Consider the following 13,040-nt stretch of genomic DNA (forward strand, 5'->3'; position numbering starts at 1 on the left):
ATTTCATACTATGCAATTTGATAGCACTAACAAACCCATAGGCATTAAACGTATTCGCCTTGCATTTAAAAATTCCCAACGTGCATTCACGTGGTTAGCAAAACATGAATCTGCTTTTAAACAAGAGCTGATACTATTGGTCCTTGCCATAGCCGTGGTTTTTATCTGGCAAATTACCCTGTATGAGAAAATCATGCTGCTTGTATCTGTGCTATTTGTGATGTTTGCTGAAGTGGTCAATACGGCAATTGAAGCAGCAATAGACCGCATAGGCCTTGAAATTCATCCGTTATCAGGCCTAGCTAAAGACTTGGGGTCAGCAGCCGTACTTATTGCTCTTACAATTTGTGCGCTAGTATGGGGCGGTGTATTTGTTTACAACCTAAGTTAACTGGCTTTTTTATCATCCGGGGTGTCATTACAAAGTGCACAATGTCGCCCTTTTGATGAGTGATATAAACGGGTTGCGATAAAAATTGCCGTTGCAATAAATGACCAAAGTAACGCAAAACTCAATGCACTTTGTGTGTCGTGACCTTTAAGGATTTCTACCATAAACAATAAAATAGCCACCAGCGTGAAAACTCTAGTGGCTCTTAAAATCCAAAATTTTGTACTCATAACTTACTCCTTTAAAAAAGTAAGTGTAGTTCAAAGTAAGCAAAAACACCTAAAAACCCAAAGCAGACTCAGACAAAATCTGTACATTATTTTTAAATACTTCTAATTGCCCTGCCGGAGATTGTTCAGTACCTAGCACGATAACATGACACACATAGCGATAGCCGTTATTCATAAATGTATAAAAATGGTTACCGCCACTACCATCAAAGCTTAACGTGCCCCCTGTTATCACCAATCTTGGCTCATCCAGCATTGATTGTTCAATATCCCAAGCCGCATAGCGGTATTGATTTTCTGCCAACTCATCAATACGAATTAAATGCTTTTTTGTCTTCCAAGTTAGTATCGGCTGAGTAAATTCGCGAAGGGTTTCGTGTAAAGCTTGTTTTTGCTCTTCAATAAGCGCTTCGCGTAATGTTTTTTCTGCATCTGATTGATAGGGCACAGCCCAAATAGAGCCATCAAAGTCTAACCACAATTTGCCTGAATCAAACATAATGCCGCGCCAACCCATCATCTCCCAATCATGACGAATATTTGAGTTAGCTATCGATTCAACAAATTGCTGATCAAATACCTGCTCAAATTTATCGATAAGCATTTGCTTATTCTCAATGTCTTTAAGAGGGGCTTTACGCTGCAATGGATAGTGGACTCGTTCTGCAATCGCCGCTTTATCCCCTGCTTTAAACGCTGCAACCACAGGTTTTACTATTTTGATATGCTTTGTTGCGGCAGTAGCCCATGATGAATAAGAGCTACCAATCAGTACGATTGCACTTAACAAAACTGCTTTCACTTTAGTATCCATTTTTTAGTTTTTTAAAGCGTAACAAATTAGGGGACACGCAGTACAGCCTCAACTAAAATTCTAATTGAACTGCATCACTTTGATTACCTAATCTGTCAACGGCTATTACTTTAATTGTTGTTAATGTTTGTTGCTCTTTTTCTGTAGCAACTTTGAGCGTATGTTTATTGTTTGCATAAAGCTGATAATGCCAATCGTCACCGTATTTAAAATACACCAAGCTCTGCGTTACTTGTGGTTCATTTGCATGCTGCCAAGATAGCTCAATGTAATTTGCTGAACGTTCATATGAAACTTTAAATGGCTCAACCGCTGGCATGTCTATCCAAGGGGTTTGCGGTATTAATGCTTGGTGCTGAAACACGCCTTTTGCTAATGCATCACTCATTAATCGACTACCGTCAAGCGCCGCAACATTCCAAAAAACAGTCCCTGGCGATGCTAAAAATCCTCGGTTAATCATGATCTGATTAACCACTTCATCGACACCCGCTGTATCAAACGACCGAAGTGCGTTAATACCCGGCCATAAATGACGTTGTTTGGTGTTTTGTGTTTGCCACCAATTTACCAGCAGTGGATAACTTTGCGCGTACTGGTTTATTGGCCAGTACAATTGTGGAGTTAAGTAATCAAGCCACCCCTCGTTTAGCCATAACTTAGCATCCGCATAGAGCTTCTCGTACTGATCCATGCCACGAATTGAGTCTGGATTCTTGGGTCTGTAGATACCAAATGGGCTAATGCCAACTAACACATGGGGTTTAGTTTCTTTAACACGAGCATAAAGGCGTTTAACAAATTGATTGACCGCTTCTCTACGCCAATCTGCAACTGTTAACTTGCCGCCCGCTTTTACATAAGCCTGATATTGTAATGCGTCAGGGAAATCTTCGCCTTCATTATAAGAAGGGTAAGGATAAAAGTAGTCATCGTAGTGAATACCATCTAAATCGTAATTTTTAACAAGTTCCGTTAATGTATTTAAGGTGTGAGCAACCACATCTTGATCGGTTGGTAAAAACCAATAAGTACTATTTTTTAGTTTTACCACTTGGTCTGGCATCCGTGTGACCACAGAGTGTTCAGACACAGGGCCACCATCAGGATGGTGGGCTCGATAAGGGTTGAACCACGCATGTATCTTTAAGCCACGCTTATGTGCTTGCTCAATCCAAAACTGTAGCGGGTCATAAAATGGTGCTGGAGCTCTGCCCTGCTCGCCAGTTAAATAATAAGACCAAGGCTCACGACTACTCTGAAAGAAGCTATCTGCTTGCGGGCGTACCTGAAAAATCACAGTATTAAAGTTATGCTTTTGTAATTTATCGAGTATTTGAATCGCTTGCCGTTTTTGCTCTGTAACAGCTAACCCAGGCTCAGTTGGCCAGTTAATGTTTGCTACTGTGGCAACCCAAGCAGCACGAAACTCCCTTGCGACCTGTGGTTGGTAAATCGTACCAAGCAGTTGTTTTTCAGTATACGTTGTTTCATTTTTTGACAATAAACTACACGCACTTAAAACCAAGCACATGCTCAATAGCGATAAAATTTTTAAATACATGATCAACCTCATAAAAAAGGCACAGCAATCATGTTGCTGTGCCTTCAATTTCACTAAACTCAAATGAGTATTAGAACTTCATTTGTGCGCCAATCAAGAAGCGACGACCATAATCATGAATTGCTAATGGACGATTAGCATCTGGCATACCTGTGCTATTACCTGAAGTCGCTTTTTGCTCTTCATTTGTTAAGTTAATAGCTTGGAAAATAAGATTAAAATCTTCAGAAATGTTATAGCTAACATTTAAATCATATTGACCAAAACCATCCTTATACTGGTTTAAGCCAAGGTAATTAGTATAAAAATATTCTGAACGATATGTATAAGAAACACGGGCACTGAAAGCAGTGTTTTCATAATAAACCGTCGCATTAAAAGTATCTTCTGAGTTGTTTGGCAACACAGCTTCTTCACCTGCGGCTTTTTGTTCTGGTGTTTGCTCTAGTTCAGCATCTGAATATGTATAGTTGGTTTGAATACCAAAACCATACATAAGCTTTTGAGTGTAGTTCACTTCAAAGCCCGAATTCTCACCACCTAGGCCATTTTGAGGCTGAGTCACTAAGAAATCACGAACCTCTTCAACGCCGGTATCAGGGTCTGTCCATGTCCACTGCTTTTCAATCGTTGTATTGGTGATATACGAATCAATATCTTTGTAGAAATAAGCTAATGACAATATTGATGACTCATTAAAGTACCACTCAGCTGATAAATCATATTGAGTCGAACGATAAGGTTTTAAGTCTGGATTACCTTGTGAACCTTTACAGCCTGTTGCCGCTGCACAGTAGCCACTTTTACGCGCTGATAAAAAATCGTAGTCAGGGCGAGACATTACTTTAGCCGCAGCAAAGCGAAGCACAACATCATCCGTAAAGTCATAATTAATGTTTACACTTGGTAAGAAGTCATCGTAGCTATTTGAGCTATATACATCTTGAATATTTTCAGGCGCAAAACTACGTCCAGTGTACTCAACTGAACGAGAGTCAAGCTCTGTTTTAACCGCGCGTACGCCCATATTCCCGCGCCACTTATTGTGCTCGAACACGGCTTTGACGTAGCCAGCTGTAACGGTTTCTTCAAGGTCGAAGGTGTAGTCAAGGTGCTCATAAGGACCTGATGTTGGGCTAGTAGACGAGATCCAATCTGCATACTGGTTATTATCAAACTGCCATAAAATGCCGTCGCTAGTAGAATCGCTTGCAAACATACCCAAATTAAAGCTCTCACCTGCTGCTGACACTTTTGGATAGTTAGCTTTCATCAAACTGGCAGCTTTTGTATGCTCACGGTACTTTACACCCGCTTTAATTGCAGTGAAAAAGCCAGTGTCTAGTAAATATTCAACGTCAAACTGCGCATAAAGCTCATCAGAGTCATTGAGTATGTCATTTTTATGGTTGTAATCTAAACGGTAATCTTGTGGGCTTAAATCTGCCGATAAAGTCACATCTGGCGTACCATTTTCTAACGTAAATGACGCATTTGTATTGGCATAGTACTCTGAATAAACATCACTCACCTCACCGTCAGCTTTACTGTAACCTAGCTGACCTGTAACAGTGTAATCATCTGCTTTGTAAGTCACTTTTAAATCATGAGCTTGAGTCTTAAATTCACCACGGTAGCCCGCATTACCATAATAACCCAAGTTATTGTGTGCTGGTAAATCACCGGCGACAACCGTACCGTCAACGATAACGGGGTTCTCAATGTTAGCAATATTTTGCAGGATAAAACCGCTTGAATACGTGCCATATGATTCATGTTCTGACTTTGAATATAAGTTATTGAAAACAAAATCAAGGTTATCATTTGCAGCGTATTGGAATGTCGCTGTTGCGGTATCTAAATCGCTATCACTTGCGTAGCGGTTGTAACCCACTGCCCCTGGATAAAATTCTGCATTACCATCTTGGTTAGCATCTGTGCTGCGATATCCAAAACGTACTTCTTTACTATCACGCTGCGTTGCTGTTTCTTTGTGCACGAAGCCAACATTAAAACCAAAATCTTGGGCTTCATTTTTCCATGAATATAAACCAGACACGTATGGCTTAGTTTCATCTGCGTTTTCAAAGTGGAATGCTTTTACTGAAAGCGCTGTATAGTTAGCTTCACTATCAAGCGGTTTACGTGTTTTTACTACAACAGTGCCACCAATTGACCCCTCATCAATGTCAGCTTCAGCAGACTTATAAACCTCGAGAGTATCGACCATTTCTGCTGGTAATAATGAGTAATTAAAACCACGCGACGGGCGTGTAATTGATGCCGAAGCCGTTGCAGAAGCCACATTTTGGCCATTTAACAGCGTTATATTTAAATGAGGTGCTGTACCACGAATACTCACTCGGTCGCTTTCACCGCCTAAGTCTTTCTCTACTTGCACGCCAGGAATTCGTTGCAATGCATCTGCAACTGTTTGATCAGGAAATTTACCGATATCTTCAGCAGAAACTGCATCAACTACGCTGTTTGAAAAGCGTTTCATATTAATACTTTTCTCAACTGACGCCGCATAGCCGCGGACTTCTATCAGCTCAATATCTTCTTTTGTAACTTTCTTTTTTTCATCTTGTTGATCAGCTGCAAAGGCTGGTGCACATGTTCCAAGTAAAAGAGTTGGGAGCAATGCTTTTTTGATGCAAACAGTTAGCGTGGAGAATTTTTTATTCATGGAAATGTAACCCTATCGTTTTTTAAAAAGTGAGAGATTTTGTGACTACAAACTACATAAATGCTCTTTTGAACAACAATTGGTAACAACTTTATTGTTACATTGCGGCTACAATAGTAGTAATATTTTATAAAATCAAGATATTTTATTCTTTAAATTTTTTATGTTAACAATATTAAATTCCAAGAAAGAGACAGGAAAACACCCAGCAAGCAACCTTGAGATTAAAAAACACTTAAAATCAGCAACTTATATTAATGCTTTATAAAATAGGTGTTTTTTAAGAATTGAAGAATCACATTGGCGTGTTTGTTTTGGGGAATTTTTTATTCAAGAACAAAACTAAGAATCAATGGGAATGGGCAAAAAACGCCTATAAAACAAACGCTGCTAGTGCCTATTACAAGCACATGAAATGTTAAGCACTCTTTGGAAAAATAAAACTCAGCTAACACCAGAAAATTTAATATTGAATAGTTTCTGCCTAATTAAAAAAGAGTGATGAAAACTCACCACTCGCAAACTCATCGAAGTTAAGAAAAGAGGAAATAAAACTAAATGGCCTTAACTTGCCATCGCATTGTCGACGTAATCTTCGACCATATCAGCAAAATCTTGCTCAACAATACCAAGCTCAGTAAAACACGCCTCTTTGATTTTAAACCATTCGCTTGAATACTGTTGGTGACGGGCATAATCCACAGCACTTTCTGCACATTTTAAAATGGCATAGGCCATACGTTGTTGTTCATCATTATTTTGCGCTAAAAAGTGCGTGTTATGATGGTTTAAAATAACGTGACAAAGTGGCTTAGGTAAATGCCAAGAAACAGAGATAAAGTAACCAATCACCGCGTGGTCGCACTGGTAACGTGCTTGTTCAAGGTCTGTAATCGCATGCTCTTTAGCTAGATTTGCTTGTTTAAGTACCTCGACATAATCTGTAAATTTTAATGCCATTGCGGCAATACCCACATTATGAAAAAGCCCTAAAGAATAAAGCTCATCTACTGGCATTAAAGACTTATAACTATTACCGAGCAGCACACAAGCATTAGCAACCTCAAGCGACTCATCCCAGAAGCGCTCTAGGCTTATGCAGGCATTGCCATTAAAATTTTGCTTAAGTAAGGCCATCGTTACCAACCGATTAAGCTGCTCTAAGCCTAAAAACATCGCGGCTTGGCGTATATCACTTATAGTGCGTTGCAAGCCAAACACCGGGCTGTTTATAGTTTTTAACAATAAGGCCGAAAGGCTAATGTCTTTTGAAATTAGTAGGGCTATTTTATCTAAACTTGCATCCGACTTTTGCATTTCATCAGCAATTTGGCTCAATAATTCAGGTTTAGGTGGAATATGAAAACCGCGTTCAAGCGAAACTAGGCGTTGTTCATCTAAGTTGATCATTTGCCCAAGAGCCTCCTTTAATAAGCAACGAGCAATTTAATGGTTTAGATGTGTAAAGTAGCCTAAGAGGTTTGCCTTAGTATTGTTTGAGATCAACTAGTTGCGCAGAAAGAGTATTCATTGCGTAAAAAAAATGGCATAGTAATACGTCAATTAATATGCCGCCTATTGGCTATTTACTTAGTGAGAAAGTACGCTTAGCCACTCATCAGGGTTTGCTAAAATAAACTCAAATACATCATGGTTATTTAACGTAATACGAATTCCATCAGCTGTAATTGGTAAAATACCCGCGCCTTTACCTGAACACTTATCAACGTTATTGATTTGCGATCGTGAAAATGTGTATGGACCTAGGCCTAACTCTTTGTTAAATGGCTCAAAAACAATGTCTTGCTCTGTAACTAAAAGCTTCCCATCTGCTTTTGCAACACCTGATTGAATAGTTGCCATTGATTCTTTGACTGTTTGCGCTTGCATATCCTTTACTCCACTTAACAAATGAGTGTTAGCTTACACTCAATTAAACCTTAAAATTATGTACCAACTTAAGATACAATAAGTACAAAAAAAGTACAGCGCTATTGATTTAAAATATTTTTTATGAATAGCTTATTAATCGCTTTAGATTATTTTCATGTTATTGGTTAAGGCTTTTTATTATTCACATAAAAAGCCATTCTGACTTTAGTCCATTCTTATGTGAACATAAAAAAATGCTGCTATGCTTAAAATAATAATGGGATAGATGCCTTAATCTAATGACAAAAGCGCTGCTGCAAACTAAAAAAAAGTTAAAAATGAATGCATCTATCGTGATTGCATTAGTCATATTGCTCACTTTTACCTCTTTATTCTCTTATAAAAATGTCGACTCGCAATGGCATGATTATTCTGAAACAGCAGCAAATGTTTATGTCCTTCACGACAAGCTTATTCAAAAACTAGGTTATGGTGGTTTTATTCATCATTTTAAAAACTTGGTGCTAAGAAAAAACACTGAGCTTTACCTTCCCAAAATTAAAAATGAACTTGCCACAATAAAAGACTTACTATCCAAACTCAGCGCAATAGAAGAATACGATCAAACAGCGCTTACTGACGTTACAAAAACAGTTAGTGAGTATGAAGCTAAACTCGACATTGCAATAAATATGATTGCTGAAGGCGCTACAAGTGAGCAAATCGATTTAGTGGCTAAAGTGGATGATGCTGCGGCATTAAAGGCTCTTTCAGAATTCGAAACACATATAAGTACGATACTGAAGGACAAAGGCCTTGCTATCAATAACAACTTTCAACTCGCTTACATCGTACATATTTTAACCATCATCTTACTTGCCAGCATATTGCTTGTTTACTTTAGAAAGCTTTCAAACTCTTATAAACAACAGATTGAACTCACCGAGCGTGCTTTAGAAGGCACACGAATAAAATCAGAGTTTTTAGCTAACATGAGTCATGAAATCCGCACCCCTTTAAACGGTATTATGGGGCTATTACAAATTTTACAGCCAAACATTCAAAAACCGAACAATATAGAAGTTGTTGCTAAGGCGCTGTTTTCTTGTCGATCACTACTTACCATCATCAACGATATTTTAGACTTTTCTAAAATGGAGGCGAACGAGCTATCAGTTGAACGAATAGACTTCTCTCTCTCGCGGGTCGTTGAGTCAATTAATTCTGATTTTTTGCCTGTCTGTAATGAAAAATCTATCTATTTAAAAATTGAAGTTAGTGATGATATAGAGGATTTATGGGTTGGCGATCCGGTACGCATAAGACAAATACTGTTAAACCTAGTATCTAATGCAGTTAAATTCACTGAACAAGGAGGTGTAAAAGTTATTGTCAAAAAAGCTGCTCAGCGCGAGGGAATAGAATTAGATGTTATCGACACGGGTATTGGCATGAGCAAAGAAGGACTGTCTCATCTTTTCAATCGATTTCAGCAAGCCGATAACAGCATTACTAGGCGTTTTGGAGGTACAGGCCTTGGCATGTCGATTACAGTTAATTTAATAAACCGCATGGGTGGTAGTATTGATGTAAAAAGTGAACTTGGTAAGGGCACCCGTTTTACAGTGTATTTACCACTTAAGCTATCTCAAAAAGCTCATATTGATGAAACAATTACCCACATTAAAGTACCTGACTTAACAAATCAGACGGTATTAATAGCAGAGGATAACCCTTTAAACACCATGATTATTAAATCAATGCTAGGAGAAACCAATGCTGAACTACACTTTGCACAAGATGGTAAACAAGCTATAGAGTTATTTAATAAGCTCAATCCTAGGCTAGTACTTATGGACATACAAATGCCAAATATGGGGGGTATTGAAGCGTGTGCTCATATACGAAGAGTTAACGAAGCAGTTCCTATTATCGCTCTTACTGCCAATGTAATGAAAGAAAATATTATCGAGTATATGAACTGCGGCTTTAACGGTCACGTTGGTAAGCCTATTGAAAAACACCTGCTGTTTAACACGATTAATGATGTACTCGAAATTAACCAAAATGAAGGCTTAGATTAAAGTTTTCATCAAAATTCACAGCTTATTTTGCTATTTCAATAAGCTATAGATTTTCAAAAAATGGCAAATGAACTGCCCACTCCAAAACACTTATTTAACCTTTACATAACGATTGACTTACAAAAAAAGATCGCCCATAGTCATTAATCATCGGTACACATTGAACCTAATTATAAAACCAATTAGTAGCAACCGCTGCTATCAAAATTAAAATGTGGAGGGGTGCGTTATGAACCGTAAGTCTAAACTAATATACCGTATTATGTTGGCCTCTAAGTTTCATAGCCGTGACAAAGCGATTTCACTTGATAAGCTAAAACAAGGCTGTTGTTTAAGTGAGTCCGAATTGCTAACCGTTTTAAAAGAGCTTGAAATCAACCGGCTCATTAGCTGGGATCCCAGCAAATCAACTTTTCAACTATCCGCTTAAAAGCGGACCAAGCCACTGACTATTTGGTTGTAAGCAGTGGCTTTTGTTCAACACATTTATTTAATCATTTAAGTACTTTATTAGTTGCTTATTCTCAGCGAACAGCGAGAATCAACTTAATCGATTATGTAAACACAAAGTGAATACGTATGCACTTTATTGTTGCAGCTAAACGCGAAGGCTATAGTAAGGACACCTGCTGATTTTTCAATCAGCATATAAAACAAGACAACAAGGCCTTAAAATGACTCATATTACAAAAAAGTGCTTACTTATATTCATACTTTGTTTACTCGCTTCGGCGTGTACTCAAACAACAAATAGTGCCTACCAACCAAAACTCTATGTAAAGATAACGCATCCGGCATGGTCAAAAAATGCAGTGATGTATCAGCTAAATACTCGCCAGTTTACTAAAGAAGGCACTTTTAATGCCGCACAGCAACAACTGCCGCGCTTAAAGAAATTAGGTGTCGATGTTATTTGGTTAATGCCAATTCACCCTATTGGTGAAGAAAATCGCAAAGGCAGTTTAGGCAGCCCCTACTCAGTAAAAGACTACCGAAAAGTAAACCCTGAATTTGGCACACTAGATGATCTTAAAGCCTTTGTGAATAAAGCACATGACATGGGCATGTACGTTATTTTAGATTGGGTAGCAAACCACAGCGCATGGGATAACTGGCTTAGATATGAACACCCCGATTGGTACGATAGAGACTATCAAGGCCAATTTAGACCGACGCCTTGGTGGGATTGGTCTGACATTATCGACTTTGATTATTCAAAACCAGCGCTTCGTGAGTACATGACAGAGTCGATGAAATACTGGGTAAAAGAAGTCGGTATTGATGGCTATCGTTGTGATGTAGCAGGCTTTGTACCCGTAGACTTTTGGAACAATGTACGCCGTGAGCTTGATGACATAAAGCCTGTTTTAATGCTTGCTGAATGGGAATCGCGCGATTTACATGCCGAAGCCTTTGACATGACATACGCTTGGTCATGGTCTGAACACATGCGCAAAATTGTAAATGGTCATGCAGATGTCAGCGCCCTATTTATTTATTATTCATGGAATGAAAGCGCATTCCCAGCTGAAGCTTACCGCCTTGTAGGTGTTGCCAACCATGACACCAATGCTTGGGAAGGTACCATGTTTGAACATTACGGGGAGGCGCTTGAATCTGTCATTGCGCTGTCTGTAGTTGGCGAAGGCTTCCCGATGATTTACAACGGCCAAGAAGCAGGCAACGATAAACGACTCGAATTTTTCGAACGTGACTCTATAAAATGGCAAAAGCACCCTATTGGTGACTTGTATCAGTCACTGTTTGAACTCAAACATAATAATGAAGCACTATGGAATGGCCAATTTGGTGGACGCATGGTACATGTACCAAACACTGCACCAAAAGCAGTACTTAGCTTTGTTCGCGCAAAAGGCAACGATAAAGTATTTGCCGTATTTAATTTCTCGAAAGAACCAAAAACAGTCAGTTTTGAAGAGCCATTATATTTAGGTAAGTACACTGATGCTTTTTCAAAACAGCTAATAGAATTTAATGAAACAACAGAACTCACAATTCCAGCGTGGGGATTTAGAGTGTTTGTGAAATAGTTTTAAGAGCCTAGGTTCTAGGTTCTAGGTTCTAGGTTCTAGGTTCTAGGTTCTAAAGTAAATTGTAAGAAAGAAGACATCATTCATACCAGCTAATAAATCGGTGTAATTTAATAGAAAATTAAAGCGGGTATCGAAAGCGTGTTTAAAAAAGAGATAAGTATGAAGAAAGTCACCCAAAGAAGATTTTGGGTGGCAGTCTTACCAGCCACATCTCGGCACACACGTCACACGCTGTGGCTGCTCCCTTCCGGGCCTGACCAGATTCACCTGCTAGTGTTGCGAGAGGACCAATAAGACTACCATTGAGAGCCTCGTTCGGCGCGGGAGAGATTATCTCTAGTTTTAGCCTGTTATTCAAGGGGTATTCGAAAAAGAAAGTGCGATTGCATGCTTAGTATACAATCGCACAGTAAATAAGTGATTTTCGTTAATTACTTTTCAAGCTCAGCTTTAATGTTGCGCAGAGCTGCTTTTACTTTTTTCATGTTCTCTGGACCCATACGCAGCAATTGTTTTTGCGCATCAGGTAAATTTTCCCACTCAGAATAAGCATATTGATAAGTAACTGAGTTACGTACTAACGGCATTTCACCTTTTGGTTCTGGAGTATCAAGCAGAACGTCAATCGCCTCTTCTAGCGTGCCAGTGAATGCATCACCTTCGTAGCCAATTTCAGCATAAGCTTCGTTAATCAGCGGTTTGTATTCGTCATACATACGTATAACTTGTGCAGCACTTAAACTAGTAAATAGTTTTACGTAAGGGGTGTAACGCTCATAGCTATTTGGATCGATTGTTAAAATATCCCCTTCAATCACTTTAAATGACTCTTTAGGGCGCTCAACAGGCGCATGGCTTAATGCCACTTTACCTTTGGCGATATTATCAACATACACAACACCGCGACGAATAAGGTCATCGGTCACCATTAAGCTCATCACTTGATCGCTTAATAACTCATCCATACGTGCTACAACCACTTCATCGCTTTCATTGAGCGTAGGCAGTGGCTCTACCTCTGGTACTGGCTCTGGGGTTCGCTCTGGAGCCGTTTCAACCACAACTGGCTCTGGTTCTGGCTCTGAGGTTTCAGGTTCAGGCTCAGGGTTTTGATACTCAACCACAGGCACTTCTTCAGTGACAATGTCTTCAACAACTTGCACTGGCTGCTCTTCTGGTTTCAATAAAATAAACGCCGCAACACCGGCGATAATAATTAATATAACAACCGCAAAAATAAGATTATTATTTGATGAACCTGATTTAACTGTAGGCTCTGACGAATGCTCAGACATACACACTCCCTTTAAAAACAAACAAAAAGACGAAAATTAACGTAACT

The 13,040-nt window shown here is 39.0% G+C and carries 11 protein-coding genes and 1 other RNA gene; 4 read left to right on the forward strand and 8 right to left on the reverse strand.

Features of this window, described 5'->3' with window-relative positions:
* Nucleotides 1-10 precede the first annotated feature (10 nt).
* Nucleotides 11-391 carry a diacylglycerol kinase gene (locus tag NH454_RS00485; protein ID WP_135924041.1) on the forward strand — a complete coding sequence of 127 codons (381 nt, stop codon included), beginning with the start codon at nucleotides 11-13 and terminating at the stop codon, nucleotides 389-391.
* Here the strand turns inward: NH454_RS00485 and NH454_RS00490 are convergent.
* The 6 genes from NH454_RS00490 to NH454_RS00515 all read right to left on the reverse strand — a co-directional run bounded on the left by NH454_RS00490 (nucleotide 388) and on the right by NH454_RS00515 (nucleotide 7,578).
* Nucleotides 388-621: a hypothetical protein gene (locus tag NH454_RS00490; protein ID WP_135924040.1), complete on the reverse strand. Its 234-nt coding sequence runs from the start codon at nucleotides 619-621 to the stop codon at nucleotides 388-390. The two genes, NH454_RS00485 and NH454_RS00490, sit on opposite strands and share 4 nt — an antisense overlap.
* Before the next feature lie 49 nt (nucleotides 622-670).
* Entirely contained in the window at nucleotides 671-1,423 is a 753-nt protein-coding gene (locus NH454_RS00495) for a hypothetical protein (protein ID WP_235383481.1), read from the reverse strand.
* Between the two features lie 64 nt (nucleotides 1,424-1,487).
* Nucleotides 1,488-2,999, reverse strand: a complete 1,512-nt coding sequence (locus NH454_RS00500) for a family 10 glycosylhydrolase (RefSeq protein WP_235383480.1) — start codon at nucleotides 2,997-2,999, stop codon at nucleotides 1,488-1,490.
* Nucleotides 3,000-3,069: 70 nt separating this feature from the next.
* A complete protein-coding gene (locus NH454_RS00505; RefSeq protein WP_235383479.1) occupies nucleotides 3,070-5,688 on the reverse strand; it encodes a TonB-dependent receptor in 2,619 nt (872 codons plus the stop codon).
* A 564-nt stretch (nucleotides 5,689-6,252) separates the two neighbouring features.
* Entirely contained in the window at nucleotides 6,253-7,098 is an 846-nt protein-coding gene (locus NH454_RS00510) for an HDOD domain-containing protein (RefSeq protein ID WP_135924036.1), read from the reverse strand.
* A 180-nt stretch (nucleotides 7,099-7,278) separates the two neighbouring features.
* Nucleotides 7,279-7,578 carry a hypothetical protein gene (locus NH454_RS00515; protein ID WP_235383478.1) on the reverse strand — a complete coding sequence of 100 codons (300 nt, stop codon included), beginning with the start codon at nucleotides 7,576-7,578 and terminating at the stop codon, nucleotides 7,279-7,281.
* Nucleotides 7,579-7,898: 320 nt separating this feature from the next.
* Between NH454_RS00515 and NH454_RS00520 the strand changes: the two genes are divergently transcribed.
* The 3 genes from NH454_RS00520 to NH454_RS00530 all read left to right on the forward strand — a co-directional run bounded on the left by NH454_RS00520 (nucleotide 7,899) and on the right by NH454_RS00530 (nucleotide 11,695).
* On the forward strand, nucleotides 7,899-9,644 hold the full coding sequence (locus NH454_RS00520) for an ATP-binding protein (protein ID WP_253038033.1): 1,746 nt from the start codon (nucleotides 7,899-7,901) through the stop codon (nucleotides 9,642-9,644).
* Nucleotides 9,645-9,873: 229 nt separating this feature from the next.
* The gene (locus NH454_RS00525; RefSeq protein ID WP_235383475.1) at nucleotides 9,874-10,074 is read left to right on the forward strand and encodes a hypothetical protein; all 201 of its coding nucleotides are present in this window, start codon (nucleotides 9,874-9,876) and stop codon (nucleotides 10,072-10,074) included.
* A gap of 244 nt (nucleotides 10,075-10,318) precedes the next feature.
* On the forward strand, nucleotides 10,319-11,695 hold the full coding sequence (locus NH454_RS00530; RefSeq protein WP_235383474.1) for an alpha-amylase family glycosyl hydrolase: 1,377 nt from the start codon (nucleotides 10,319-10,321) through the stop codon (nucleotides 11,693-11,695).
* 199 nt (nucleotides 11,696-11,894) lie between these two features.
* On the opposite strand, the gene ffs is transcribed toward NH454_RS00530, so the two are convergent.
* Nucleotides 11,895-11,991: signal recognition particle sRNA small type (gene ffs / locus NH454_RS00535), an RNA gene on the reverse strand.
* 138 nt (nucleotides 11,992-12,129) lie between these two features.
* Nucleotides 12,130-12,993 carry a DUF3014 domain-containing protein gene (locus NH454_RS00540; RefSeq protein WP_135924031.1) on the reverse strand — a complete coding sequence of 288 codons (864 nt, stop codon included), beginning with the start codon at nucleotides 12,991-12,993 and terminating at the stop codon, nucleotides 12,130-12,132.
* Between the last annotated feature and the right edge of the window lie 47 nt (nucleotides 12,994-13,040).

Source organism: Pseudoalteromonas sp. Ps84H-4 (genome assembly GCF_024124645.1).
Classification (GTDB): domain Bacteria; phylum Pseudomonadota; class Gammaproteobacteria; order Enterobacterales; family Alteromonadaceae; genus Pseudoalteromonas; species Pseudoalteromonas lipolytica_C.

What these genes read in the sequence shown, in the direction of transcription:
- NH454_RS00485 (WP_135924041.1), top strand. Translation starts at nt 11, where the DNA reads ATGCAATTTGATAGCACTAACAAACCCATAGGCATTAAACGTATTCGC.
- NH454_RS00490 (WP_135924040.1), bottom strand. Translation starts at nt 621, where the DNA reads ATGAGTACAAAATTTTGGATTTTAAGAGCCACTAGAGTTTTCACGCTG.
- NH454_RS00500 (WP_235383480.1), bottom strand. Translation starts at nt 2,999, where the DNA reads ATGTATTTAAAAATTTTATCGCTATTGAGCATGTGCTTGGTTTTAAGT.
- NH454_RS00505 (WP_235383479.1), bottom strand. Translation starts at nt 5,688, where the DNA reads ATGAATAAAAAATTCTCCACGCTAACTGTTTGCATCAAAAAAGCATTG.
- NH454_RS00510 (WP_135924036.1), bottom strand. Translation starts at nt 7,098, where the DNA reads ATGATCAACTTAGATGAACAACGCCTAGTTTCGCTTGAACGCGGTTTT.
- NH454_RS00515 (WP_235383478.1), bottom strand. Translation starts at nt 7,578, where the DNA reads ATGCAAGCGCAAACAGTCAAAGAATCAATGGCAACTATTCAATCAGGT.
- NH454_RS00520 (WP_253038033.1), top strand. Translation starts at nt 7,899, where the DNA reads ATGAATGCATCTATCGTGATTGCATTAGTCATATTGCTCACTTTTACC.
- NH454_RS00525 (WP_235383475.1), top strand. Translation starts at nt 9,874, where the DNA reads ATGAACCGTAAGTCTAAACTAATATACCGTATTATGTTGGCCTCTAAG.
- NH454_RS00530 (WP_235383474.1), top strand. Translation starts at nt 10,319, where the DNA reads ATGACTCATATTACAAAAAAGTGCTTACTTATATTCATACTTTGTTTA.
- NH454_RS00540 (WP_135924031.1), bottom strand. Translation starts at nt 12,993, where the DNA reads ATGTCTGAGCATTCGTCAGAGCCTACAGTTAAATCAGGTTCATCAAAT.